The 23861-nt window shown below is 58.9% G+C and carries 22 protein-coding genes, 5 tRNA genes and 1 pseudogene; 8 read left to right on the top strand and 20 right to left on the bottom strand.

Annotation, left to right across the window (positions count from 1 at the left end; translation table 11 throughout):
* Window positions 1-2 precede the first annotated feature (2 nt).
* Entirely contained in the window at window positions 3-779 is a 777-nt protein-coding gene (locus B9Z52_RS12425; RefSeq protein WP_108414170.1) for a ferritin-like domain-containing protein, read from the top strand.
* Window positions 780-787: 8 nt separating this feature from the next.
* Here B9Z52_RS12425 and ahpF read toward each other — a convergent pair whose 3' ends face one another.
* The 3 genes from ahpF to B9Z52_RS12410 all read right to left on the bottom strand — a co-directional run bounded on the left by ahpF (window position 788) and on the right by B9Z52_RS12410 (window position 3579).
* Complete coding sequence (ahpF, locus tag B9Z52_RS12420; protein ID WP_108414282.1) at window positions 788-2338, bottom strand: alkyl hydroperoxide reductase subunit F; 1551 nt, start codon at window positions 2336-2338, stop codon at window positions 788-790.
* 184 nt (window positions 2339-2522) lie between these two features.
* The gene (ahpC, locus tag B9Z52_RS12415) at window positions 2523-3086 is read right to left on the bottom strand and encodes an alkyl hydroperoxide reductase subunit C (RefSeq protein WP_108322837.1); all 564 of its coding nucleotides are present in this window, start codon (window positions 3084-3086) and stop codon (window positions 2523-2525) included.
* 106 nt (window positions 3087-3192) lie between these two features.
* Window positions 3193-3579 (bottom strand): DUF423 domain-containing protein, encoded by a 387-nt coding sequence (locus B9Z52_RS12410; protein WP_108414169.1) that lies wholly within the window; start codon window positions 3577-3579, stop codon window positions 3193-3195.
* Between the two features lie 130 nt (window positions 3580-3709).
* Between B9Z52_RS12410 and B9Z52_RS12405 the strand changes: the two genes are divergently transcribed.
* The gene (locus B9Z52_RS12405; RefSeq protein ID WP_199222091.1) at window positions 3710-3838 is read left to right on the top strand and encodes a DUF3149 domain-containing protein; all 129 of its coding nucleotides are present in this window, start codon (window positions 3710-3712) and stop codon (window positions 3836-3838) included.
* 14 nt (window positions 3839-3852) lie between these two features.
* Here the strand turns inward: B9Z52_RS12405 and cfa are convergent, their stop codons facing one another.
* Window positions 3853-5022: a cyclopropane fatty acyl phospholipid synthase gene (gene cfa, locus B9Z52_RS12400; protein WP_108414168.1), complete on the bottom strand. Its 1170-nt coding sequence runs from the start codon at window positions 5020-5022 to the stop codon at window positions 3853-3855.
* A gap of 202 nt (window positions 5023-5224) precedes the next feature.
* Here cfa and B9Z52_RS12395 point away from each other — a divergent pair, with 202 nt between their 5' ends.
* Together B9Z52_RS12395 and B9Z52_RS12390 are read left to right on the top strand one after the other, a co-directional pair.
* Window positions 5225-5983, top strand: a complete 759-nt coding sequence (locus B9Z52_RS12395) for a 3-hydroxyacyl-CoA dehydrogenase (RefSeq protein ID WP_108414167.1) — start codon at window positions 5225-5227, stop codon at window positions 5981-5983.
* Between the two features lie 79 nt (window positions 5984-6062).
* On the top strand, window positions 6063-7868 hold the full coding sequence (locus B9Z52_RS12390) for a gamma-glutamyltransferase family protein (protein WP_108414166.1): 1806 nt from the start codon (window positions 6063-6065) through the stop codon (window positions 7866-7868).
* Window positions 7869-7941: 73 nt separating this feature from the next.
* On the opposite strand, the gene acs is transcribed toward B9Z52_RS12390, so the two are convergent.
* Window positions 7942-9903, bottom strand: coding sequence for an acetate--CoA ligase (gene acs / locus B9Z52_RS12385; protein WP_108414280.1), 1962 nt, complete (start codon window positions 9901-9903; stop codon window positions 7942-7944).
* Between the two features lie 180 nt (window positions 9904-10083).
* On the opposite strand from acs, the gene B9Z52_RS12380 reads away from it, so the two are divergent.
* Genes B9Z52_RS12380 through murI form a run of 3 tightly spaced genes read left to right on the top strand, consistent with a single transcriptional unit; the run spans window position 10084 to window position 13180 of the window.
* The gene (locus B9Z52_RS12380; protein WP_108414165.1) at window positions 10084-10686 is read left to right on the top strand and encodes a TIGR00645 family protein; all 603 of its coding nucleotides are present in this window, start codon (window positions 10084-10086) and stop codon (window positions 10684-10686) included.
* Window positions 10687-10729: 43 nt separating this feature from the next.
* Window positions 10730-12283: a fumarate hydratase gene (locus B9Z52_RS12375; RefSeq protein ID WP_108414164.1), complete on the top strand. Its 1554-nt coding sequence runs from the start codon at window positions 10730-10732 to the stop codon at window positions 12281-12283.
* A gap of 45 nt (window positions 12284-12328) precedes the next feature.
* Window positions 12329-13180 (top strand): glutamate racemase, encoded by an 852-nt coding sequence (gene murI / locus B9Z52_RS12370; RefSeq protein WP_108414163.1) that lies wholly within the window; start codon window positions 12329-12331, stop codon window positions 13178-13180.
* Here murI and B9Z52_RS12365 read toward each other — a convergent pair whose 3' ends face one another.
* The 5 genes from B9Z52_RS12365 to B9Z52_RS18005 all read right to left on the bottom strand — a co-directional run bounded on the left by B9Z52_RS12365 (window position 13181) and on the right by B9Z52_RS18005 (window position 15936).
* The gene (locus B9Z52_RS12365; RefSeq protein WP_108414162.1) at window positions 13181-14488 is read right to left on the bottom strand and encodes an MFS transporter; all 1308 of its coding nucleotides are present in this window, start codon (window positions 14486-14488) and stop codon (window positions 13181-13183) included.
* Between the two features lie 11 nt (window positions 14489-14499).
* Window positions 14500-15123 (bottom strand): DUF6806 family protein, encoded by a 624-nt coding sequence (locus tag B9Z52_RS12360; protein WP_108414161.1) that lies wholly within the window; start codon window positions 15121-15123, stop codon window positions 14500-14502.
* A 19-nt stretch (window positions 15124-15142) separates the two neighbouring features.
* Window positions 15143-15234: transfer RNA gene (locus tag B9Z52_RS12355), tRNA-Leu, on the bottom strand.
* 40 nt (window positions 15235-15274) lie between these two features.
* The gene (locus B9Z52_RS12350; RefSeq protein WP_108414160.1) at window positions 15275-15667 is read right to left on the bottom strand and encodes an MAPEG family protein; all 393 of its coding nucleotides are present in this window, start codon (window positions 15665-15667) and stop codon (window positions 15275-15277) included.
* Window positions 15668-15765: 98 nt separating this feature from the next.
* A complete protein-coding gene (locus tag B9Z52_RS18005) occupies window positions 15766-15936 on the bottom strand; it encodes a hypothetical protein (protein ID WP_167394290.1) in 171 nt (56 codons plus the stop codon).
* A gap of 200 nt (window positions 15937-16136) precedes the next feature.
* Between B9Z52_RS18005 and B9Z52_RS12345 the strand changes: the two genes are divergently transcribed.
* Window positions 16137-16415, top strand: coding sequence for a cupin domain-containing protein (locus tag B9Z52_RS12345; protein WP_108414159.1), 279 nt, complete (start codon window positions 16137-16139; stop codon window positions 16413-16415).
* A 62-nt stretch (window positions 16416-16477) separates the two neighbouring features.
* On the opposite strand, the gene B9Z52_RS12340 is transcribed toward B9Z52_RS12345, so the two are convergent.
* The 10 genes and pseudogenes from B9Z52_RS12340 to clpP all read right to left on the bottom strand — a co-directional run bounded on the left by B9Z52_RS12340 (window position 16478) and on the right by clpP (window position 23853).
* A tRNA-Cys gene (locus tag B9Z52_RS12340) sits at window positions 16478-16551 on the bottom strand.
* Between the two features lie 79 nt (window positions 16552-16630).
* Window positions 16631-16706 (bottom strand) — tRNA-Gly (locus tag B9Z52_RS12335).
* Window positions 16707-16839: 133 nt separating this feature from the next.
* Window positions 16840-17337, bottom strand: a pseudogene (locus tag B9Z52_RS12330) (hypothetical protein); the annotation flags it as partial.
* Window positions 17334-18542, bottom strand: coding sequence for a CaiB/BaiF CoA transferase family protein (locus B9Z52_RS12325; RefSeq protein ID WP_369907914.1), 1209 nt, complete (start codon window positions 18540-18542; stop codon window positions 17334-17336). The pseudogene B9Z52_RS12330 and the gene B9Z52_RS12325, both read right to left, overlap by 4 nt.
* Window positions 18543-18553: 11 nt before the next feature.
* The gene (locus B9Z52_RS12320; protein WP_108414158.1) at window positions 18554-18895 is read right to left on the bottom strand and encodes a LysR family transcriptional regulator; all 342 of its coding nucleotides are present in this window, start codon (window positions 18893-18895) and stop codon (window positions 18554-18556) included.
* A gap of 110 nt (window positions 18896-19005) precedes the next feature.
* Window positions 19006-19079 (bottom strand) — tRNA-Cys (locus B9Z52_RS12315).
* A gap of 94 nt (window positions 19080-19173) precedes the next feature.
* A tRNA-Gly gene (locus B9Z52_RS12310) sits at window positions 19174-19249 on the bottom strand.
* 97 nt (window positions 19250-19346) lie between these two features.
* Complete coding sequence (lon, locus tag B9Z52_RS12305) at window positions 19347-21770, bottom strand: endopeptidase La (protein WP_108414157.1); 2424 nt, start codon at window positions 21768-21770, stop codon at window positions 19347-19349.
* A 100-nt stretch (window positions 21771-21870) separates the two neighbouring features.
* On the bottom strand, window positions 21871-23136 hold the full coding sequence (gene clpX / locus B9Z52_RS12300; protein WP_108414156.1) for an ATP-dependent Clp protease ATP-binding subunit ClpX: 1266 nt from the start codon (window positions 23134-23136) through the stop codon (window positions 21871-21873).
* A 108-nt stretch (window positions 23137-23244) separates the two neighbouring features.
* Window positions 23245-23853, bottom strand: coding sequence for an ATP-dependent Clp endopeptidase proteolytic subunit ClpP (clpP, locus tag B9Z52_RS12295; RefSeq protein WP_108414155.1), 609 nt, complete (start codon window positions 23851-23853; stop codon window positions 23245-23247).
* Between the last annotated feature and the right edge of the window lie 8 nt (window positions 23854-23861).

The following is a 23861-nucleotide window of genomic DNA, read 5'->3' as shown; positions in this document are numbered from 1 at the left end:
GCATGTCTTCTTTGCGTACCGCCGCCCTGGGGCCTTGGGCTGAAGCCGACCCCGTTTTGAAAGCCCAAGCCACCTTGGCGCTGGACTTGCACGCGCCCGTGCGGGCCCAGGAGCAGCTGCAAGCGCCCTGCCCCCTGCCTGGCAGACCCGCTAAACCCGCGCTGCTGCCGCACACGCACATCAAGGCCAAGTCGCTCACCACGCCAGAGGGCCGCGCCATCTTGCTGCACTCGATCACCCACATCGAGCTCAACGCCATCGACCTGGCGCTGGACGTGGTGTGGCGTTTTTCGGGCATGCCCGATGCGTTCTACACCGACTGGGTGCGCATTGCCCAAGAAGAAGCCAAGCACTTCACCTTGCTGCGCAACCATCTGGTGAGCATGGGCTTCGACTACGGCGATTTCCCGGCCCACAACTCGCTGTGGGACATGGCCGAACGCACCCAGGGTGATCTGTTGGCCCGCATCGGCATCGTGCCGCGCACCATGGAAGCACGCGGGCTGGACGCGTCTCCTGGCGTTAAAAACAAATTGGTGAGCGTTGGTGACCATGCTGCCGGCCAGATCCTGGACATCATCTTAGAAGAAGAAATCGGTCATGTGGCCGCTGGCAACCGCTGGTACCGCTACCTGTGCGCGCAACGGGGCTTGGACCCGGTGCGCACCTATGCCGAGCTGATCGCTCAACACGACGCCCCCAAACTGCGTCCCCCCTTCAACATGCCCGCCCGGCGTCTGGCGGGGTTTGACGAAGTGGAGTTGGCAGCCCTGACCTGAGGATGACCTCAGGAACGGATCAGGTGGTCAAAAGCACTGAGCGCGGCCTTGGCACCGTCGCCTGCGGCGATCACGATCTGCTTGTAAGGCACCGTGGTGCAGTCACCCGCCGCGAACACCCCGGGCACATTGGTGTGGCCCTTGGCATCGATCATGATTTCGCCGAACTTGCTCAGCTCGACCGTACCCTTCAAGAACTCGGTGTTGGGCACCAAGCCGATTTGCACGAACACACCCGCCAATTCAACATGGTGCTCGGTGCCGGTGGCGCGGTCTTTGTAACGGATGCCGTTGACCTTGCTGCCGTCACCGGTGATCTCGGTCGTCTGCGCGTTGGTGTGCACCGTCACGTTGGGCAGGCTGTGCAGCTTGTTCACCAGCACGGCGTCGGCCTTGAGCTGCTCGGCAAATTCGATCACGGTGACGTGCTCCACGATACCGGCCAAGTCAATCGCCGCTTCGATGCCGGAGTTGCCGCCGCCAATCACCGCTGTGCGCTTGCCCTTGAACAGTGGGCCGTCGCAATGCGGGCAGTAGGCCACGCCCTTGTTTTTGTACTCGGCTTCGCCGGGCACGTTGACGTTGCGCCAGCGGGCACCGGTGGACAAGATCACGGTCTTGGCCTTGAGCGTGGCGCCGTTTTCCATCTGGATGTGCACCAAGCCATCGGCACCAGCGGGGGTCAATTTGTCCGCCCGTTGCAGGTTCATGATGTCCACGCCATAGTGGCGCACTTGGGCCTCCAGAGCAGCCGAGAACTTGGGGCCGTCGGTCTCCAGCACCGAGATGTAGTTTTCAATCGCCATGGTGTCGTTGGTCTGACCGCCAAAGCGCTCGGCCGCCACGCCCACGCGGATGCCCTTGCGAGCGGCATACACGGCAGCCGCCGCACCTGCGGGGCCACCGCCCACGATCAACACTTCATAGGGGTCTTTGGCGTCCAACTTGGCCGCTTCGCGGGTGGCAGCACCCGTGTCCAGCTTGGCCACGATTTCTTCCACGCTCATGCGGCCCGAACCGAAAACCTGGCCGTTCAAGAAGACCATGGGCACGGCCATGATCTGGCGCTCTTCGACTTCTTTTTGGAAAGCACCACCTTCGATCACCACGGTCTTGACCTTGGGGTTGAAGATGGCCATGAGCGACAGGGCCTGAACCACGTCGGGGCAGTTGTGGCAGCTCAAGGACATGTAAACCTCGAAGCTGAAGTCGCCGTCCAAGCCCTTGATCGCGTCGATCACTTCAGGCTCGACCTTGGGCGGGTGACCGCCAGTCCAGAGCAAAGCCAAGACCAAAGAGGTGAACTCGTGGCCCAAAGGCAAACCGGCAAAGCGCACGCCGTCTGATTCACCCGAACGTGCCACCACAAAAGAAGGCTTGCGCGCATCGTTCCCCGATGTGTCCAGCGTGACCTTGTCGGACAAGCCCACGATGGTTTCCAGCAGGCTCTTCATGTCCGTGCCGGTTTCGCTGTCATCGAGCGATGCGATCAGCCGGATCGGCTGGCGCAGCAAGGCCAAATATTGCTGCAATTGCGCTTTGAGGGTGTCGTCAAGCATGGTTTTCTCCTGTTTCGGGCTGCACACATCCAGGACCTCGCTTGTGGCGGGGCCTCGGAAAAAGGGGTTTTGGGGGAATCGTTGAGGACAGCGCACACCCGGCTTGTGGCCTTGTTGCGCTGTGCTCAACGCCCTGCGTGGCAGGGTGTTAGCAGCCCTGTAGAACAGGGCTTGGAGTCAAGATTTAGATCTTGCCGACCAGGTCGATGGAAGGAGCCAAAGTCTTGGCGCCTTCTTTCCACTTGGCGGGGCACACTTGGCCTGGGTTGGCGGCGGTGTACTGGGCAGCGGTCAGCTTGCGCAGGGTTTCCGACACGTCACGGGCGATTTCGTTGGAGTGGATTTCCAGGGTCTTGATCGTCAACTCGGGGTTGATGATGAAGGTGCCGCGCAGTGCCAGGCCTTCTTCTTCGATGTGCACGCCAAAAGCGCGTGTCAGGGCGTGAGTCGGGTCGCCAACCAATGGGAACTTGGCTTTGCCCACAGCAGGCGAAGTCTCGTGCCACACCTTGTGCGAGAAATGGGTGTCGGTGGTGATGATGTACACCTCGGCACCGGCTTTCTGGAAAGCTGCGTAGTTGTCAGCAGCGTCTTCGATTTCGGTGGGGCAGTTGAAAGTGAAAGCGGCTGGCATGAAGATGAACACGTTCCACTTGCCTTTGAGGCTGGCTTCGGTCACTTCGATGAACTTGCCGTTGTGGAAGGCTTGGGTTTTGAAGGGCTGAACTTGAGTGTTGATCAGGGACATGGTGTTTCCTTGGGTTGGTTGAAAAAAACTATCGAATGAGAAAACTCATTGGGTTGAATCATAAATCGAATCCATCCCCGCAGGCAGCTCGAGGCCATTGGAAGTTTCAATGGGTGTCATAGCCAGGACGCAACGCCCCCACGGCCAAGAGCAGCCAGGCCGCGATCCAAGCGCTACCACCCCAGGGCACCAGGGCGCGCAGGGCGTCAAAACCCAACAGGGCTCGGGCGTAAATGTTGAAGCTGAACAAGGCCATGCCCAACACCATGAGCCAACCCGAGGCCCGCCACCAACGCGACGGTCCACGCCCGCTCAAGGCCAGCCCCACCAGGATCAAGCCCAGAGCGTGGAACTGCTGCTGGTTCAACGCGGTTTGCACCATGGCCGGGATGCCGTTGGCGAATGCGGCCAGATGGGCGAATGCGGCACTGAACACCACACTCGATGAGGCGCACAAGGCACCCAGGATCAAAAAAAATCGGGAAGAAGGCATGGCAGATCAGCAAGATAAGTTTGACAAAGGTCAGAGGCAGCAAGGATTGGCTCGCGGCGCTTGACACAGACCAGGCCAAGTCTGACAGATTGGCGCACAGTGAAGACCTCTCCCCTTGCAAGGACCTGAAATGAAAATGCTGATGGGCTTGTTCTCTAGCGACTATGGCCTGATGAGTGTGGGCGTGATCGTGTTCATGCTGCTGATGACCGCCTTCTTCCTGCGCAGGTTTGTGCACAAGATGAACACCAACGAATAAGGCACCTGCTGCGCTCAGGCCAACGGTCGGCGGTAACCGCCCGACTGCCCCCGGGGCGAGAAGACCACCTGCCAAAGCTGGTTGTCCCGTGACCTGAAGGTGCCCGCGCAGCACAACAGGTAGTAGCGCCACATGCGGTAAAAGCGCTCGCCATATTTTTCTTTCAAAACAGGCCAAGCCCCTTCAAAACGCTCATGCCAAGCCATCAGGGTCTTGTCATAGTCAGTGCCAAAGTTATGCCAGTCTTCCATGACAAAGTCCTGCTCGCTGTAATAACCGACTTCGGACACAGAGGGCAAGACGCCATTGGGGAAGATGTACTTTTCAATCCAAGGGTCAATCCCCCAAGCTGGTTTGTTTTTGCCAATGGTGTGCAGCAAAAACAGGCCATCACCGCGCAGGCAGCGCCGCGCCATGTCAAAAAAACTGCGGTAATTCTTGTGCCCCACATGCTCGAACATACCCACCGAGGCGATGCGGTCAAAGCGTTGCGTTCCCTGCAAATTGAATGCCCTGTAATCGGCCAACTCAAATCGCACAGGCAAATCACCCGCCTTGATCGCGCCCAAATGCGCCTGCTCTTTAGAGACCGTCAGGCCCACACACTGCACGCCGTAATGCCGGGCCGCAAACAACATCAGACTTCCCCATCCACACCCAATGTCCAACAGCGTCATACCGGGGCGCAGTTGTAACTTCTGGCAAATCAGCTCCAGCTTCGCTTCCTGAGCAAGCTGCAAATCGGTGGCCTGTGCCCAATACCCACAGCTGTAGGCCATGGAAGGGTCCAGCATGGCTTCATACAAGTCGTTGCCCAGGTCATAGTGCACCTCGCCCACTTGCCAAGCCCGGTGCTCGGACTGCAAATTGGTCAACCGCGCCCGCAGGGAGGCCCAAATCCAGCCTGCACGCCCGACTTGTTCATCCAAGCGTGAGGACAAAATACGGGCAATCAATTCGTCCACCGCCTCGCAGTCCCACCACCCATCCATGTAGCTCTCACCCAGCCCCAAACTGCCCTGGGTCAGTATGCGGTCAAAGGTCGCCGGATGGTGCACCTGCATATCCCAAGGCTTGTCGCCGCCAACCGTGATGCCGGCCAAGGACAACAACTCAGTCGCCTTGCGCCAGTTCTCGTCGTTTTGTACCCAGCGCTCTGTGCCCAATGCGTCCCTTGAACCCATGCATTTCTCCCCATCAGAGTTGGCCGGACGCAACAGCCCGGTGAATGACCATCCTAGGCACACAAGCGGCACTTGGGAATCTGCCTTTTGATGTAACCAATTACCGTAAAACCATTAATCAATAAATGCCATATCTGCCCCATCAGCCTGTGAATGTGCATAATTGACGTTTACGTAACGTCAACTGAAACAGGAGTGAGACATGGACATTCAAGGCAAGGTTTTCATCGTCACCGGCGGCGCATCGGGCCTGGGCGAAGGCACGGCACGCATGCTGGCGGCCAACGGCGGCAAAGTCGTCATTGCCGACATGCAGGCTGAAAAAGGCGAAGCCATCGCCAAGGAACTGGGCGGCGCCTTCGTCAAGTGCGACGTGAGCAACGAGGCCGATGGTCAGGCCGTGGTGGCCCAAGCCGTGTCGATGGGCAAACTGATGGGCCTGGTCAACTGCGCAGGCATCGCCCCCGCCGAAAAGACCGTGGGCAAGAACGGCGCGCACAGCCTGGCCGTGTACACCAAGACCATCATGGTCAACCTGGTGGGCACCTTCAACATGATCCGCCTGGCCTCTGAAGCCATGAGCAAAAACGAACCCGAAGCCACAGGCGAGCGCGGCGTGCTGATCAGCACCGCCAGCGTGGCGGCGTATGACGGCCAGATTGGCCAAGCAGCCTACGCCGCGTCCAAAGGCGGCGTGGTCGGCATGACACTGCCGATTGCCCGCGACCTGTCGCGCAACGGCATCCGCAACATGACGATTGCCCCCGGCATCTTTGGCACCCCCATGCTGTTTGGCATGCCGCAAGAAGTGCAAGACGCGCTGGCCGCAGGCGTGCCCTTCCCCAGCCGCCTGGGCACTCCCCAAGACTACGCCAAACTGGCCAAACACATCATCGAAAACGACATGCTCAACGGCGAAGTGATCCGCCTGGACGGCGCGATCCGACTGGCACCGAAATGATCTGAGCGGACAGCCCATGCGACAGGCCCTTCTGGGCCTGTCGTCGTTTGGGCGCTAGCATTCGCCATCTGGAGAGCATATGAAAACCCCATTGAGCCTGATCACTCTCGCCCTGCTCAGCGCTTGCGCCGCACCACCGTCAGCCCCCAGCTTGCGCTACAGCGCGCCCGAGCAGCCCGAGGCCGCCAGCGGCGTCACCGCCAAGCCGGGTTGGGCGTATGGCCGTCAGGCGGTGGCAGCGGCCAATCCGCTGGCCACCGATGCCGGTTTGCAGATCTTGCGTGCTGGAGGCTCGGCGCTCGATGCGGCCATTGCGGTGCAGATGGTGCTGGGGCTGGTGGAGCCGCAGTCAAGCGGCATTGCGGGCGGGGCTTTTTTGTTGCACTTTGACGGAGCGCAGCGCATTCAAGCGTTTGATGGCCGTGAAACGGCACCCGCTGATGCATTTTCAGGCACCTTTTTGAGCGACAACGGCGAGCCTTTGCGCTTTTATGATGCGGTGCTGAGTGGTTTGTCTGTGGGTGTGCCCGGCGCCTTGCGCATGCTCGAAGCGGCGCACCGCCAGCATGGCCAACTTCCTTGGGTGCAGCTGTTCACGCCCGCCATCACTTTGGCCGAGCAGGGTTTCAAGGTCAGCCCGCGCCTGCACACGCTGCTGCAAACCGACCCGCATCTGAAAAAAGACCCGCTGGCGGCCCGTTTTTTTTACAACGCCGAGGGCCAAGCCTGGCCGATAGGCCATGTGCTGCGCAACCTCGAATACGCCCATGTGCTGCGCCGCATTGCCGCCGAAGGCAGCCGGGCCCTGCACGAAGGCGCTGTGGCCCAGGCCATCGTGCAACGGGTGCAATCGCCGCCTCGCCCGGGCAGCCTGAGTCTGCAAGACCTGCGTGACTACCGTCCCCGCGAGCGCGAGGCGCTGTGCTTTGACCACATGGCACAGGCGCGGGCTTACCGCATTTGCGGCTTCCCGCCGCCGTCTTCGGGGCAGATCGCCATAGGGCAGATCTTGGGCATGATTTCCTCCGCGACCGCCCAAGGTCCCGAACTGGCTGATGGCCTGCCCTCCCCCAACTTTTTGCACCGCTACACCGAGGCGTCGCGGCTGGCTTTTGCCGACCGAGCGCAATACGTGGCAGACCCGGACTTTGTGAATGCACCCGCTGGGGACTGGCGCAGCCTGCTGGCCCCCGCTTATTTGGCGCAGCGCAGCCAACTCATCGGTGCGCAATCCATGAAGCTGGCCACACCGGGTCAGCCTTCGGGCAGCTCCACGTCGTGGGCACCCATGCCCGCACAAACCGAATACGGCACCAGCCACATCAGCGTGGTTGATGCCCAAGGCCGCGCTGTGGCCATGACCACCACCATTGAAGCGGCCTTTGGCGCACGCCGCATGGTGACGACCGACACTGCGCGCCCGGGCGGCTTTTTGCTCAACAACCAGTTGACCGATTTCAGCTTTACCCCAGCCGATGCGCAAGGGCGGCCGATCGCCAACCGGGTTGAGCCCGGCAAACGGCCCCGCTCGTCTATGTCACCCACGCTGGTGTTCGACAAAACCACCGGCCAGCTGCTCATGAGCGGCGGCAGCCCTGGCGGGGCGCTGATCATCCACTACACGGCCAAACTGCTCACCGGCACCTTGCATTGGGGCCTGAACGCCCAACAAGCGGTGAGTCTGCCCAACTTTGGCTCGCTCAATGGCCCCACCCTGCTCGAATCCAAAGGCTTTCCAAGCAGCACTGTAGAAGCCCTCAAGGCGCGTGGCCATGAGGTACGCGAAATGGAGATGACCAGCGGCTTGCAAGCCATTGAACGCACATCCACAGGCTGGTTTGGCGGCGCTGACCCACGGCGTGAAGGCGTGGTGCTGGGCGACTGAGCGGATCGACCCGCATGAAAAACGGCAGCCAAGGCTGCCGTTTTGCTTGGCAGCGGGCATACGCCCGCGCAGATCAGTAAGCCTGGCCCAGCTGGCCCAAGATCGCAGGGTTCTCAAGGGTGGAGATGTCTTGCGTGATCTCTTCACCTTTGGCCAACGAACGCAGCAGGCGGCGCATGATCTTGCCCGAACGGGTCTTGGGCAGGTTCTCGCCAAAGCGAATGTCTTTGGGCTTGGCGATCGGACCGATTTCTTTGGCAATGTGGTCGCGCAATTGCTTGGCGATGGCTTTGCCTTCGTCTGTGTTGGGCAGTGAGCGCTTGAGCACCACGAATGCGCAGATGGCTTCGCCGGTGGTGTCGTCAGGGCGGCCCACCACGGCGGCTTCGGCCACCAGCTCGGTGCAGCTGACCAAGGCCGATTCGATTTCCATCGTGCCCATGCGGTGACCGGAGACGTTCAGCACGTCGTCGATGCGGCCAGTGATGGTGAAGTAACCGGTTTTCTCGTCGCGAATCGCGCCGTCGCCCGCCAAGTAGTACTTGCCCTTGAAGTCTTCAGGGTAGTAGCTCTTCTTGAAGCGCTCAGGGTCGCCCCAGATGTTGCGGATCATGGAAGGCCATGGTCGCTTGACGACCAAAATGCCGCCTTGGCCATTGGGCATGTCGTCACCGGTTTCGCTCACGATGGCGGCCTGGATGCCGGGGAACGGCAGTGTGCAAGAACCTGGGACCATGGGCGTGACGCCAGGCAGCGGCGTGATCATGTGGCCACCGGTTTCGGTTTGCCAGAAGGTGTCCACAATGGGGCAACGGCTGCCGCCGACATGCTCGTAGTACCACTCCCAAGCGGCTGGGTTGATCGGCTCGCCGACCGAGCCCAGCAGGCGCAGGCTCGACAAGTCGTAGCTCTTGGGGTGCACGGCATCGTTGGCTTCAGCGGCTTTGATGAGCGAGCGGATGGCGGTCGGCGCGGTGTAGAAGATCGTGGCTTTATGGTCCTGGATCATCTTCCAGAAGCGGCCAGCGTCTGGGTAGGTGGGCACACCTTCGAACACGATCTCGGTGCCACCCAAAGCCAAGGGGCCGTAGGTGATGTAGGTGTGGCCGGTGACCCAGCCGATGTCGGCGGTGCACCAGAACACGTCATCCTGCTTCAGGTCAAAGGTCCACTTGGTGGTCAAAGCGGCATGCAGCAGGTAGCCGCCGGTGCTGTGCTGCACGCCTTTGGGTTTGCCGGTGGAGCCCGAGGTGTAGAGCAAGAACAGGGGGTGTTCAGCGCTCACCCACTCTGGCTCGCAGGTGGTAGCTTGCTGGTCAGCCACATCCTGCATCCACAGGTCGCGGCCTGCGGTCATCGCGATGTCAGCGCCCGAGCGCTTGACGACCAACACGTTTTTGATGGAGCCGCAGCCGCCCAAACCAATGGCTTCGTCCACGATGGATTTGAGGGGCAGCAACTTGCCGCCGCGCACTTGGTTGTCAGCGGTGATGACGGCCACAGCGCCGGTGTCTTCGATGCGATCGCGCAGCGACTGGGCCGAGAAACCACCAAACACCACCGAATGGGTCGCGCCAATGCGGGCGCAGGCTTGCATGGCGGCCACGCCCTCGATGGACATGGAGATGTAGATGACCACGCGGTCACCTTTTTTGATGCCCAAGCTCTTCAATGCATTGGCGTATTGGCATGTCTTGGCCAGCAACTGGCTGTAGGTGACCTTGGTCACTTCGCCGCCGTCGGCTTCAAAAATGATGGCGGTCTTGTCGCCCAGGCCTTTTTCGACGTTGCGGTCCAGGCAGTTGTAAGACACGTTCAGGGTGCCGTCTTCAAACCACTTGAAGAAAGGGGCGTTTGACTCGTCGAGCACTTTGGTGAAAGGTGTCTTCCAGGTGATCAGCTCATTGGCCAAGCGGCCCCAAAAACCCTGGTAATCGGTTTCTGCTTCTTTGCACAAAGCTTCGTAAGCAGCCATACCGGAGACGTTGGCGTTTTTAACGAAGTCTGCGCTGGGTTGGTAAATGTTGGAACTCATCAGATTTGTCTCCTCAATGACATGGCGTTTTTCAAACTGGTGCAAATGTCTGCTTTCGCTCTTACAAAGCACTGACTGACAGCAGTCTTGCACGAACTGGGGCGTGAAACACGGTTCTACCGCCTAAAATCCGAATTTGCCCGAAGCCTGTGGCTTCTGGAAAAACCACTCAATCCAAGCATGTCCTCACGCCCTCCTGCACGAAAAAGTTCTTTGAGCGCCTTGAACAAATTCATTTTTGCAAGCCGTTGGTTGCAACTGCCTTTGTATCTGGGCCTGATCGCAGCGCAAGCGGTGTACGTTTTTCATTTCTGGGTCGAGCTGGTGCATTTGCTCGAAGCTGCTTTTGGCAGCCAGACCGCGTTACAAGCCTTGATCAACAGCATTGGGTACAAAACCGATGCGCCCATCACAAAGCTGAATGAAACCGTGATCATGCTTGTCGCGCTGGGCTTGATCGACGTGGTCATGATCTCCAACCTGATGATCATGGTGATCGTCGGCGGCTACGAAACCTTTGTCTCGCGCCTGAACTTGGAAGACCACCCGGATCAACCTGAATGGCTGGACCACGTCAACGCCTCGGTGCTCAAGGTCAAGTTGGGCACGGCCATCATAGGCATCAGCTCCATCCACCTGCTGAAAACCTTCATCAACGCCGCCAATTACGACGAGAAAGTACTCATGTGGCAAACCCTCATCCACATTGCTTTTTTGCTCAGTGCACTCGCGATTGCCTATGCCGACCGCCTGATGTCTCGCCACGAAAAACCTGACCACTGAAACACCTTTCCGATTTTTTGTCTCTCTCCAGGATCACATCACCATGACCACTCTGATCAAACAAGACGACCTGATCGAATCCGTTGCCGCCGCGCTGCAATACATCAGCTACTACCACCCGGCTGATTTCATCTCTCATCTGGCCAGCGCCTACGAGCGCGAGCAAAGCCCTGCCGCCAAGGACGCCATTGCGCAGATCCTGACCAACAGCAAGATGAGCGCTTTTGGCCACCGCCCGATTTGCCAGGACACGGGCATCGTGAACGTGTTCCTCGAAGTCGGCATGGACGTGAAATTTGACGGTTTCACCGGCAGCCTGGAAGACGCGGTCAACGAAGGCGTGCGCCGTGGCTACAACCATGCCGACAACATGTTGCGTGCATCGGTCGTGTCTGACCCGCACTTCAACCGCAAGAACACCAAGGACAACACGCCCGCCGTGATCTTCACCAAGATCGTGCCCGGTCACCATGTGCATGTGACGGTGGCGGCCAAAGGCGGCGGCAGCGAAAACAAGTCCAAGTTGATCATGCTCAACCCCGGCGACAGCATCGTCGACTGGGTGCTCAAAACGGTGCCCACCATGGGTGCGGGCTGGTGCCCGCCCGGCATGTTGGGCATCGGCATTGGCGGCACAGCCGAAAAAGCCGTGCTCTTGGCCAAAGAAAGCCTGATGGACGACCTGGACATGTACCAGCTGCTCGAAAAATCGAGCAAAGGCGAAAAGCTCGACCCCGTCGAAGAAATGCGCCTGGAGCTGTACCACAAGGTCAACGCCCTGGGCATTGGCGCGCAAGGCCTTGGGGGCCTGACCACCGTGCTGGACATCAAGATCAAGATGTACCCCACCCACGCGGCCAGCAAGCCCGTGGCCATGATCCCCAACTGCGCGGCCACCCGCCACGCGCACTTTGTGCTCGACGGCTCAGGCCCCACTTACCTGGAAGCGCCATCGCTCGATCTGTGGCCCAACGTGAACTGGACGGCCGACACCGAAAAGAGCCAACGCGTGGACCTGAACACCCTCACGCCCGAACAAGTGGCCGCCTGGAAACCCGGCCAGACCCTGCTGCTCAACGGCAAGATGCTGACGGGCCGTGACGCTGCGCACAAACGCATTCAAGACATGCTGGCCAAGGGCGAGCCGCTGCCCGTGGACTTTAAGAACCGCGTGATTTACTACGTGGGCCCGGTGGACCCCGTGGGCGACGAGGCTGTGGGTCCCGCAGGCCCCACCACCGCCACCCGCATGGACGGCTTCACCGAGATGATGCTGGCCAACACCGGTCTGATCGCCATGATCGGCAAGGCCGAGCGCGGCCCGGTCGCCATCGAAGCCATCAAAAAGCACAAGAGCGCTTACCTGATGGCCGTGGGCGGTGCGGCTTACCTCGTGTCCAAAGCCATCAAGCACGCCAAAGTGGTGGGCTTTGCCGACATGGGCATGGAAGCCATTTACGAATTCGACGTGGTCGACATGCCCGTGACAGTGGCGGTGGATGCGGGCGGCACCAGCGCCCACATCACCGGACCTGCCGAATGGCAAAAGCGCATCGCCACGGGTGAGTTCAAAGGCATTGGCGTGACCGCTGCCTGAATGTGATGCGGCGGTGACCCGCAAGTCACCGCCCTTCCCCGATTCATGACCGAATCCCCCATCGGCGTTTTTGACAGCGGCATCGGCGGCCTGAGCGTACTGCAGGCGCTGCAAGCCGAGTTGCCGCACGAGCACTTTGTGTATTGGGCCGACAGCGGTCATGCGCCGTATGGTGAAAAAGGGGATCTCTTCGTACGCCAGCGCAGCCTGGCCATTGCACAGCATCTGATTGATCGCCACCACATCAAAGCCCTGGTGGTGGCCTGCAACACCGCCACAGCAGCCGCCATTCACACCTTGCGAGCGCAGCACCCGCATTTGCCCTTGATCGGCGTCGAGCCCGCACTCAAACCGGCCATCGCGCTGAGCCAAACCAAACGCATCGGCGTCATCGGCACCAGGGGCACGCTGTCCAGCGAAAAATTCCATCGGCTCCTCGCCAGCTTGCAAGACCAGGCCGACTTCGTGGTTCAGCCCTGCAATGGTTTGGCCCTGGCCATTGAGCAAAGCACACACGCTGCATCGGCCACACACGACGCTGACCAGGTCAGCGCATTGCTGCGGAACTACACAGGACAGATGGGCCGATTTGGCAAAACACCGGGCGAGATGGACACTTTGGTGCTGGGCTGCACGCACTACGTTTTTGCAGAAGACGCATTGCGCAAATGGCTCGGTCCGGATGTGCAACTGGTCTCAACTGGCGAACCTGTGGCCCGTCAAACCCGCCGCTTGCTGGAAGCATCGGGGCAATTGCGCAGCGGACCTGCACCCCATGCGGGTTCTGAACGCATGCGTTTGATGACCAATGGTGATCTCGGCGCACTGCAAGCGGCTGCACACCGTTGGCTGCGGCTGCCCCACTCGGTTTGCCACGAATCCGATCCGCAGGTCTGATCAGTGGTCGGTCTGGCCAAGCGCCATGCGTCGACCGCGCTCGACGCTCACCGGCATCAGCAGGACCAAGCCCAAGACAAACAGCAGCGATGTCGAGCCAATGGCCAGGCGTTGGTTACCGCCACTGAGCCAAGTGATGAGGCCATAGCTCAAAGGCCCAAGGATGCTGGCCAAGCGGATCGCAAAGGTCCAGAGGCCAAAAAACTCACCCAGCCGCGAAGGCGGCACCATCAAGCCCGCCATGGCCCGACCTGATGACTGGCTAGAACCCATGCATACCCCGGCCAGGGCCGCCGCCCACCAAAACACCTCTTTCGTGCTCGACAAGGCCGCGATCACGCAGGTCAATATCCAGCCCAGCAAGGTCAGAGCCAAAGCCAATTTGTGCCCGATCCGGTCTTGCGCATAGCCCAACACGAAGGCCCCCACAAAGGCCGCGATATTCAACACAAAGATGAGCACCATGGTTTCTTGAGGTTGAAAGCCAATCACCTGCTCGGCGTAAATCGCCGCTAACGAAATCGCCACTGCAACCCCGCCTTGGTAGGCCACGGCGCAGGCCATCAAGCGTGTGAAGTCCTTGTAAGGCCGAGCATCCCTGAAGGTCTGCTTCAACTGGCGCAGGCTTTGCAGCATGCCTACCATCGGTGCGTCGGGCTGCGGCGGCGAATGCTCTTTCAGCAAGGCAAAGGTCACGCAAGCGGATGCACCATAAACCAGCGCTGTGATCAACATGGTGACAGGCACAAACTGGCTGCCGCTTTCACCCCGTGCCTGCGCGGCCAGCACATACGCCAAGCACACGCCCAAGGTCAACATGCCGCCGATGTAGCCCAAAGCCCAGCCCCAGCCGCTGACGCGCCCCATGGCCTCAGGCTTGGCGAGTTCGGGCAAAAAGGAAGCGGTCAAAGACTCGCCAAACGAAAAGAAGGTGTTGGAGACGATGAGCAGGCAAAGACCCAAGGCCACTTGGCCGGGGCCGACCCAGGCCAGCGCGGCGGTGCTGAGCACGCACGCTGCGGTCACGGTCATCAGCAAACGTTTTTTGCCTGCCGTTCGGTCGGCCCACGCCCCCAAACCCGGCATGCTCAGCATGACGATGACGTAGGAAATGCTCAGGCCTACCGTCCAGGCCAAGGTGGCCCAAGATGCGCCTTGGGCCACACCGCCTACAAAATATGCCGCAAACACCGCCGTGATGACCACCGTGGTGTAACCGGAATTGGCGAAGTCGTACATCGCCCAGCCAAACACCTCGCGAAGTCGAACACCGGGATTGAGTGCATCGCTTGAGAAGAGGGCCTTCATGGCAGCATCTTTCAGTGCAGGTGTCGGGGTCGGCGATTGCCACCGCCATGGCCATTGCCACCCGAGCCTTTGGGTGGCTTGCCAATGTCCAACGAGCTGACCAGGCTGTCAAAACGCTGGCTGAACAATTTGTCGATTTCTGCCACCACGCCGCCCAATTCAGCGCCGTCGAAATGGCGCTCCATCATGTTGATCACGTCATGCACCAGCAAATCACGCTGAGCTTGCATGATGGCACCAGGATCGGGTCCGACGAACAGCATCACGAAATCGTCGCGTGACTCGCCGCCGTTGGCCTCGTCTTCGTCGTCGAAATCGGTGTCATAGAAAGTGACCTCAATCTGGGTACCAGCGGCAGACAGTTCATTGAGGTTCATGCAAAGATCGTCCAGCACCATGCGGAAATCATCATCGCCGCGCACCGTCCAACACATGTGCAGGCGATGGGTGTTCACGTCAAAACGGATGCCGGGTTCTTCCTCGTACAGGCTGGGCGATCCCTCGCTCAAAGTGCGTGCACCGGCGTAATGCCAAAGCGGCTTGAGCGCTTCTTGCACAGCCTGGAGGTCGGTGCCGGGTTTGATCGGCACATCACCATGCACGTGGATCTCAAACGGTGCGTTGTCTTGGTTCATGATGATGTTTTTCTAACTGTGGTGCCTCGGGCCGGAATCGAACCGGCACGCCCCTGTTACGGAAGCAACGGATTTTAAGTCCGGTGTGTCTACCAGTTTCACCACCGAGGCTGGAGCTCTATTGTGCCCTGATATAGCGCATTTTCTGCGCTCAGCCGATCTGTAAATTCAGCATGGCCAAGACGTACAACGCCAGCACGGCGATGTATCCCACAAGCCAGAACAAGGATCGAAATCGAGCTTTGTCTTGAAGGTAGCAGGCCACATAAGCCACGCGTGCGGCCATGAACAGCACACACAGCGAATCCACAACCACTGGCTGCACGCCCGTCAACAAGGCGAGCACGACACCCACTGCAAAAAATGGAAATGCCTCCAAGCAATTGGCTTGCGCCGCATTCGCACGTGCGCGGTAGCCGGTTTGCTGAGCCATCCATTCACGCGGATTGTGGTTGTCATACCCCTTCGCACCAGCTTTGGAGATGCCTGCGCAGATCACAGGCATCAGACCTGCCACCAAAATCGCCACATAAGAAATCACCATGCTTGTCTCCTTTGAAGAACCTCAAAACGCCAACAAAAAAGCCACTGAAGGTTCAGTGGCTTGTGATCAAAATGGACTGATCGTCACATCTTGAACGATCAACCGCCTTTTTTGGAGCGTTTGCCGGGGTTTTTCTTGCTGCGAGTCGCCACGCCACGCTCCAAGCTCACGCGCTGGCCACGGCCATGTGTGCGCAATGTCACGCCGGGCAGTGCGGGCAGTGGTGCTGTGAATTTACGATCTGCTTCAGTAACGATTTTGTTGCCCATCTGTGGCTCCAGGAAAATAATGCAAACCGTTATTAAGCCACAAGAATGGGCCATTTTGGTGGTGTGCGTCGATCAAACTGCACAACTCGCCTGCTACCAGCTCGGCCATGCAGTCGCAGCCATGCTGGACAAAACAACACATGCTCGGCCAAGATGGGCTCTTTCAATCCCGCCATCACGTTCACAACGTAGCACGCACCATGAGCACACCGACATTTGACACCTTTTGCAAACAGGCCCTCGACGAAGGTTTCGATGAAATCATCACCAGGGAGTGGGCACCGCAACTGCACCTGGACACGCACACCCACCCTTTTGATGTCAGCGCGTATGTCGCCCGAGGTGAATACTGGTTGACCACCGGTGACGAAGTGCGACACCTGAAAACTGGTGACAATTTCCGTCTGGCCCGCAATGTGCCGCATGCCGAGTTGTATGGACCTGAAGGTGCCACTGTGTGGGTTGCTCGCGCCAACTGAACCACATTGGACACGCACCATAAAAAAAGCCACTTCAACATGCATTGAAGTGGCTTTTGGAGTGGAGGCGCGACCCAGAGTCGAACTGGGCTAAACGGATTTGCAATCCGTTGCATAACCGATTTGCTATCGCGCCAAATTTTTAAAATTCTACAAAAAAGGGAAGCAATTGCTTCCCTTTTTTGATGAAAGAGGTTGGCACTTCTTTCAATGTTTGGAGCGGGAAACGAGATTCGAACTCGCGACCTCAACCTTGGCAAGGTTGCGCTCTACCAACTGAGCTATTCCCGCGTTGAAGCCTCAAATTATACATCGACAAAACCTCTTTTTCAGCGCGCTCAGCTTGAATTCGGATTTTTTGTTGGCCAAGTACAGCAATGACCTTCTTCGTCCGTGGCAAGCGGGCTGTCAGTGGCTCAGTGTCAGCGGCTGCACGCAAGCTCAGTTGGGCAAAGTCGTGCGGTTTGGGGTGCAGATCGAGCCTGCGTCCGGCCTTGCGGTTCTGGCTTGGCACATCATGGCCAATGAGTGCCGTCAGTTGGCTGGCCGCAGCCAGCAAGCCTAACAAGGCTACGCCCGTGTCGTAACCCATCAGGGCCAGCGCATGCACAATGTCACAAAGCGTCACACCGTCGGCCCCAACTCCTCAACAAAGTGGCGGCACCATTCGAGCACCACGGGCACCGGCACGTCGCTTTCCATGGGGCAGCCAAAGGTGCAAGACAGCGACAAGTTGATGGTCACACCGGTGCCCTGCACTGCTTTGACAACCTCAGCCAGTCCTGCAAAGGACTGTTCGAGGGCGATCTTGTCTTCGGTCGGCACAAAAGCCGATTCGGCCTGCAGACCGTCTAGGGTGCCGACTTCTTGCATGTGGATGCACGCACCCTGCCCCTTGCCAAACGGCATTGTCCGTTTTCATGCGACCACCTTTTTGTCACGGAATTGGCGGATCTGTTCTGCGCTCATGCCCAGCTCGGTGAGCACAGCGTCGGTGTCATCGCCCAGCTTGGGGGCCGAGGACCTCACCCGACCGGGTGTACCCATCAGCTTGGGCACGATGCCGGGCACTTCGATGTTGTGCCCGTCGCGGGTCTGCTGCTGGAGGATCATGTCTCGGACGCGGTAGTGCGGATCTTCCACGATGTCCTTGGCGGTGTAAACCCGACCGGCGGGCACGCTGGCTTGGGCAAGGACCTCCAGCACGTCCACCACAGTGCGGCTTTGCGACCAGGCTTCGATGGCCGAGTCCAGTGCCTTGACACGGGCCACACGCCCAGCGTTGTCGGCCAACTCGGGATCATTGCCCAAGTCTTCACGACCGATGACCTGCATCAGCCGCTTGAAAATGCTGTCGCCATTGCCCGCGATCAACACCACCCCGTCAGCGCAGCGGTAAGCGTTGGACGGGGCGATGCCGGGCAATGCCGAACCCGCGGGTTCGCGGATGGTGCCGAATGCGCTGTATTCGGGCACCAGACTCTCCATCACATTGAGGACCGCCTCGTTGAGCGCCACGTCAATGACCTGCCCCTGGCCCTCGTTGACTTTGCGATGGTAGAGCGCCATCAGCACACCGATGGTGCCGTGCAATGCGGCCAGTGTGTCGCCAATGGAGATGCCGCAACGCACTGGCACGCGGTCGGGCTCGCCCGTCAGGTGGCGCAGGCCGCCCATGGCCTCACCGATCACACCAAAGCCAGGCAAGTCGCGGTATGGCCCCGTCTGACCGTAGCCAGAGATGCGCAGCATCACCAAGCCCGGGTTGGTATGAGACAGCGTCTCGTAGTCCATGCCCCAGCCTTCGAGCGTGCCGGGACGGAAATTTTCAATCAGCACATCGGCCTGGGCGATCAACTGCCGCGCGATGTCTTGCCCTTCGGCGCTGCGCAGGTCAATCGCAATGGAGCGTTTGTTGCGCGACTGCACTTGCCACCAGACGGAAGTGCCGTCTTGCAACATGCGCCAGTTGCGCAGCGGGTCGCCCGCACCAGGGGGCTCGATCTTGATGATGTCGGCACCAAAGTCACCCAGCGTCTTGGCTGAAAAGGGACCAGCAATCAGCTGGCCCATCTCGACCACGCGCAGGCCTTTGAGTGCACCGGGTGTGAGTTGCGGCATGTTCATGGAGATGTTCCTCAGTCGATGGTTGCACCGGATTCTTTGACGGCCTTGGCCAATAAGCGCACCACCCCCATCAAGCCTTTGGCGTGACCGGACAAATCATCGCTCATCTGGTCCACATTGCTCTGGATGCGATGCACATGGCGGTGCAATGTCTCGCCAGCCAAAGTCAGCTTAACCCCCCGCGAGTGTCGCGCCTGCAAAGCCACACCAAAGGCCTGCTCCAAGTCGGTCATCCGTTTGCTGGCCGCGCCCACAGCCAACTTGGCCAACTCAGCCCCTTGGCTGATGCTGCCGGTGCGGGCCGCCAGTTGAAACAAATACAGAGATACAAGATCAATACGATGCAGGTTCATGAATCTGGTAGAGGTTGAACGCTGGAACGCGTGCCATCAAAGCATAAGGCATCGGTCGCAAAAAAGCCCGCTGACAGCGGGCCAAGTGATGTGGGAGGTTTAAAGAATTCTGGAGGCGCGGGCCGGAGTCGAACCGACCTACACGGATTTGCAATCCGGTGCATAACCGCTTTGCTACCGCGCCCAGTTCCAAGACGCGAGCCCTGGAAAATTCCGACAAAAAAGGGAAGCAGTTGCTTCCCTTTTTGATGAAAGAGGTTGGCACTTCTTTCAATGTTTGGAGCGGGAAACGAGATTCGAACTCGCGACCTCAACCTTGGCAAGGTTGCGCTCTACCAACTGAGCTATTCCCGCACATCAGTGAATTCAGCATTATATGCTTTGTTCGCTGCGATAGAAGAATTATAGCGCCATTTCCGGGGCATTTCGAGAGGACCCCGGAAATTTTGCATCAATGTTTCACGGCCTCGACCTTGGGCGTCGCCGTGACAGCCGTGACCGCAGCGGCGGCCATTTCTTCTTCGCTCAACGGCACCGGCTTGGCTTCCAACGCCACATCCAACACCTGGTCGATCCACTTGACAGGCACGATCTCGAGCCCGTTTTTGACGTTCTCAGGAATGTCCTGCAAATCCTTGACGTTGTCTTCAGGGATGAGCACTGTCTTGATGCCACCACGCAAAGCGGCAAGCAGCTTTTCCTTCAAACCCCCAATGGCCGTGACCTCACCGCGCAAGGTGATCTCGCCGGTCATGGCCACATCGGCACGCACCGGGATACCGGTCATGGCCGAGACCATCGCGGTGGTCATGGCTGCGCCTGCACTGGGACCGTCTTTAGGGGTGGCGCCGTCAGGCACGTGGATGTGCAGGTCTTTCTTTTCAAAGACCTCATCCTTGATGCCCAACAAGCGTGAACGGCTGCGCACCACCGTGCGCGCAGCTTCTACCGACTCTTTCATCACATCGCCCAACGAGCCAGTGCGGGTGATGACACCCTTGCCGGGCATCAAGGCCGCCTCAATGGTCAGCAGATCGCCGCCCACTTCGGTCCACGCCAGACCCACCACTTGACCGACCTGGTTCTTTTGCTCAGCACGGCCATAGCTGTACTTGCGCACGCCCAGAAATTCATTGAGGTTGTCCACCGTCACCTGCACCTGTGGCTTCATTTGCTTGAGCAACAAGGCCTTGACGACTTTGCGGCAAATCTTGCCCAGTTCGCGCTCGAGCGATCGCACACCGGCTTCGCGGGTGTAGTAACGCACCACATCGCGCACGGCATCTTCGGTCACATTCAGCTCTTCGGGTTTGACGCCGTTGTTGGCCAATTGCTTGGGCAACAGGTACTTCATGGCGATGCTGGTTTTTTCGTCTTCGGTGTACCCCGACAAACGAATGACCTCCATCCGGTCCAGCAATGCCGAAGGGATGTTCATCGAGTTGGATGTGGCCACAAACATCACATCGCTCAGGTCGAAATCGACCTCCACGTAGTGGTCACCAAAGGTGTGGTTCTGCTCGGGGTCGAGCACTTCCAGCAAGGCGCTCGATGGGTCGCCACGAAAATCGGTACCCAGCTTGTCGATCTCGTCGAGCAAGAACAAAGGATTCTTGGTACCCACCTTGTTCAGGTTTTGCAGGACTTTGCCCGGCAAAGCGCCAATGTAAGTGCGGCGGTGACCGCGGATCTCAGCCTCGTCACGCATGCCGCCCAAGGCCATGCGCACGTACTTGCGGCCCGTGGCCTTGGCAATCGATTGACCCAGCGAGGTCTTGCCCACACCGGGTGGGCCAACCAGACACAGGATCGGTGCCTTGACCTTGTCCACGCGTTGCTGCACAGCAAGATATTCCAGAATACGGTCTTTGACTTTGTCCAAGCCGAAATGGTCCTGGTTCAGCACCTCTTCGGCATTGCCCAAATCGTGTTTGAGCTTGGTCTTTTTGCTCCATGGCAGACCCGTCAAGACTTCGAGGTAGTTGCGCACCACCGAGGCTTCGGCCGACATGGGGGACATCAGCTTGAGCTTCTTGAGCTCACCGTCGGCCTTTTTGCGGGCCTCGGCCGACATCTTGGCGGACTTGATCTTTTTCTCGATCTCTTCAATGTCTGCGCCTTCTTCGCCCTCGCCCAATTCTTTTTGGATGGCTTTGACCTGTTCGTTCAAATAGAAGTCGCGCTGGTTCTTTTCCATCTGACGTTTGACACGGCCACGGATGCGCTTATCAACGTTGAGGATCTCAACCTCGTGCTCCAGCTGGGCAAACAGGTTTTCCAAGCGCGCCTTGATGCTGGCCAAGTCAAGCACTTGCTGCTTGTTTTCGAGCTTGAGGGGCAAGTGAGCCGCGATCGTGTCGGCCAAGCGCCCCGCATCATCGATGCTGGAAATCGAGGTCAGGATTTCGGGCGGAATCTTCTTGTTGAGTTTGACGTACTGGTCAAACTGCTGCATGACAGCACGGCGCAGGGCCTCGATCTCGCTGCTGGGCTCAGACTGCTCAGCGGCGGTATCCACGGGCGTGACGCTGGCCACAAAGTGGGCTTCGCCATCTGCGATGGATTGAACCGTCGCACGCTGCTGGCCTTCGACCAGCACCTTGACGGTGCCATCGGGCAGCTTGAGCATTTGCAAGATGGTCGAGACGCAGCCCACATCGAACATGTCATCGATGGCAGGTTCGTCTTTTGCGGCTGTTTTCTGAGCCACCAGCATGATGCGGCGCTCGGCCGCCATGGCCGACTCCAAGGCCTTGATGCTCTTGGGGCGTCCCACAAACAACGGAATCACCATGTGAGGGAACACGACCACATCGCGCAAAGGCAACATGGGCAGTTCAATCGGGGTGGGCGGCAAAGGTATGTGTCCAGACATGGTGTGTCCCTTGGTTCAATTCAGCTTCACATGGATGCTGCACCGGCGATTTCAACCCAACGATGAGAAGGATTATTGATCGCCGGGCCACACATGGGGGTCAGGCCTGTTTGGCCGACTCGCGGTAAACCAGCAGCGGCGGCTTGTTGTCATCGATGGCGGACTCGTCCACCACCACTTTCTCAACGTTGACCGCATTGGGCAATTCGAACATCGTATCGATCAAAGCTTGCTCCATGATGGAACGCAAGCCACGGGCTCCGGTCTTGCGGGCCAGGGCCTTTCGGGCAATGGCCGTCAGGGCATTGGGGCGCACTTCCAGCTCCACGCCTTCCATGGCCAGCAGTTTGGTGAACTGCTTGACCACGGCGTTCTTGGGCTCGGTCAGGATTTGCACCAAAGCGTCTTCGGTCAGCTCTGCCAACGTGGCGACCACGGGCAGACGACCGACCAACTCGGGGATCAAACCAAACTTGATCAGATCTTCCGGCTCGACTTCATTGAAAACATCCGTGAGAGAGCGCTGCTTCTTGCTCTTGACCGTGGCACCGAAACCAATGCCGCCCGACTCTGTGCGGCTTTCAATGACCTTTTCGAGGCCTGCAAAAGCCCCACCGCAGATGAACAGAATGTTGGTCGTGTCGATCTGCAGGAAATCCTGGTTGGGGTGCTTGCGCCCGCCTTGTGGCGGCACGCTGGCCATGGTGCCTTCGACCAGCTTGAGCAGCGCTTGCTGCACGCCCTCGCCCGACACATCTCGGGTGATGGACGGGTTGTCTGACTTGCGCGTGATCTTGTCGATCTCGTCGATGTAGACGATGCCGCGCTGGGCACGCTCCACGTCGTAATTGCAGGTCTGCAACAACTTGGCGACGATGTTTTCCACGTCTTCACCCACATAACCGGCTTCGGTCAAGGTGGTGGCATCGGCCATGACAAAAGGCACATCGAGCATGCGGGCCATGGTTTGGGCCAGCAATGTCTTGCCCGATCCTGTGGGGCCAATCAGCAAAATATTGCTCTTGGCCAGCTCAACATCGTCTTTTTTGGCACCGTCTTTGTGCTTGAGACGTTTGTAGTGGTTGTACACCGCCACAGCCAGACTGCGCTTGGCTTTTTCCTGGCCAATCACGTAATTGTCGAGGTTGTTTTTGATGTCCAGCGGCGTTGGCAAACCATCTTTGGCGGCATCGGCCACGGTGGTTGTGGCCAGCTCGTCACGCACGATGTCATTGCACAAGTCAATGCACTCATCGCAAATGAAAACCGATGGACCTGCAATCAGCTTTTTGACCTCGTGCTGACTCTTCCCGCAAAAGGAGCAGTACAGGTTTTTCTCAGTGGTGGAGCCTTTTTTGTCGGCCATAAAAGTTGCCTCGGAATCCGGATATTCGTCAATGATAGCGAAAGAAAAACGGCGCTCACCTCGGGAGGTAAACGCCGTCAGATATTGGGCCGGTTGAACCGGCTTGCATCAGCTGCGCTTGGCGATCACCTGATCGACCAAACCATAGTCTTTGGCCTCATCGGCAGACAGGTAATAGTCGCGCTCAGTGTCGCGCTCAATCTTCTCCAGCGGCTGGCCCGTGTTTTCTGCCAGGATGCGGTTCAGGTGCGCACGTGTCTTGATGATCTCGCGGGCCGCGATCTCGATCTCGGTGGCCTGACCACGCGCACCGCCCAGAGGCTGGTGAATCATGATCTTGGAGTTGGGCAGCGAAAAACGCTTGCCCTTGGCGCCCGAAGACAGCAAGAAAGCGCCCATGCTGGCGGCCATGCCGTTGCACAGCGTGGACACGTCGGGCTTGATGAAGTTCATGGTGTCGTAAATCGCCATGCCAGCGCTGACAGAACCGCCGGGCGAATTGATGTACAGCGAGATGTCCTTTTCAGGGTTTTCGCTCTCCAGAAACAGCAGCTGGGCCACGATCAGGTTGGCCATGTGGTCATTGACCTCGCCCACCAAAAAAATCACGCGCTCCTTGAGCAGACGCGAATAGATGTCATAGGCGCGCTCGCCACGGCCCGATTGCTCGACGACCATGGGCACCATGCCCAAATTTGTGATGTCCAGTGCGCTCATCTTTTCTC

Source organism: Limnohabitans sp. Jir72 (assembly GCF_003063575.1).
Classification (GTDB): Bacteria; Pseudomonadota; Gammaproteobacteria; order Burkholderiales; family Burkholderiaceae_C; genus Limnohabitans_A.
The sequence above is the reverse complement of the archived record's forward strand: the minus strand, read 5'-3'. Positions and strand labels throughout refer to the sequence as shown.

Bases quoted from the DNA above. Each gene is read 5' to 3' on its own strand.
- clpP (WP_108414155.1), bottom strand. From the start codon at position 23,853: ATGAGCGCACTGGACATCACAAATTTGGGCATGGTGCCCATGGTCGTC.
- B9Z52_RS12380 (WP_108414165.1), top strand. From the start codon at position 10,084: ATGTCCTCACGCCCTCCTGCACGAAAAAGTTCTTTGAGCGCCTTGAAC.
- B9Z52_RS12375 (WP_108414164.1), top strand. From the start codon at position 10,730: ATGACCACTCTGATCAAACAAGACGACCTGATCGAATCCGTTGCCGCC.
- lon (WP_108414157.1), bottom strand. From the start codon at position 21,770: ATGTCTGGACACATACCTTTGCCGCCCACCCCGATTGAACTGCCCATG.
- B9Z52_RS12350 (WP_108414160.1), bottom strand. From the start codon at position 15,667: ATGGTGATTTCTTATGTGGCGATTTTGGTGGCAGGTCTGATGCCTGTG.
- ahpF (WP_108414282.1), bottom strand. From the start codon at position 2,338: ATGCTTGACGACACCCTCAAAGCGCAATTGCAGCAATATTTGGCCTTG.
- B9Z52_RS12320 (WP_108414158.1), bottom strand. From the start codon at position 18,895: ATGAACCTGCATCGTATTGATCTTGTATCTCTGTATTTGTTTCAACTG.
- B9Z52_RS18005 (WP_167394290.1), bottom strand. From the start codon at position 15,936: ATGGGCAACAAAATCGTTACTGAAGCAGATCGTAAATTCACAGCACCA.
- acs (WP_108414280.1), bottom strand. From the start codon at position 9,903: ATGAGTTCCAACATTTACCAACCCAGCGCAGACTTCGTTAAAAACGCC.
- clpX (WP_108414156.1), bottom strand. From the start codon at position 23,136: ATGGCCGACAAAAAAGGCTCCACCACTGAGAAAAACCTGTACTGCTCC.
- B9Z52_RS12325 (WP_369907914.1), bottom strand. From the start codon at position 18,542: ATGAACATGCCGCAACTCACACCCGGTGCACTCAAAGGCCTGCGCGTG.
- B9Z52_RS12360 (WP_108414161.1), bottom strand. From the start codon at position 15,123: ATGAACCAAGACAACGCACCGTTTGAGATCCACGTGCATGGTGATGTG.
- B9Z52_RS12390 (WP_108414166.1), top strand. From the start codon at position 6,063: ATGAAAACCCCATTGAGCCTGATCACTCTCGCCCTGCTCAGCGCTTGC.
- B9Z52_RS12345 (WP_108414159.1), top strand. From the start codon at position 16,137: ATGAGCACACCGACATTTGACACCTTTTGCAAACAGGCCCTCGACGAA.
- B9Z52_RS12425 (WP_108414170.1), top strand. From the start codon at position 3: ATGTCTTCTTTGCGTACCGCCGCCCTGGGGCCTTGGGCTGAAGCCGAC.
- ahpC (WP_108322837.1), bottom strand. From the start codon at position 3,086: ATGTCCCTGATCAACACTCAAGTTCAGCCCTTCAAAACCCAAGCCTTC.
- murI (WP_108414163.1), top strand. From the start codon at position 12,329: ATGACCGAATCCCCCATCGGCGTTTTTGACAGCGGCATCGGCGGCCTG.
- B9Z52_RS12410 (WP_108414169.1), bottom strand. From the start codon at position 3,579: ATGCCTTCTTCCCGATTTTTTTTGATCCTGGGTGCCTTGTGCGCCTCA.
- B9Z52_RS12365 (WP_108414162.1), bottom strand. From the start codon at position 14,488: ATGAAGGCCCTCTTCTCAAGCGATGCACTCAATCCCGGTGTTCGACTT.
- B9Z52_RS12405 (WP_199222091.1), top strand. From the start codon at position 3,710: ATGAAAATGCTGATGGGCTTGTTCTCTAGCGACTATGGCCTGATGAGT.
- B9Z52_RS12395 (WP_108414167.1), top strand. From the start codon at position 5,225: ATGGACATTCAAGGCAAGGTTTTCATCGTCACCGGCGGCGCATCGGGC.
- cfa (WP_108414168.1), bottom strand. From the start codon at position 5,022: ATGGGTTCAAGGGACGCATTGGGCACAGAGCGCTGGGTACAAAACGAC.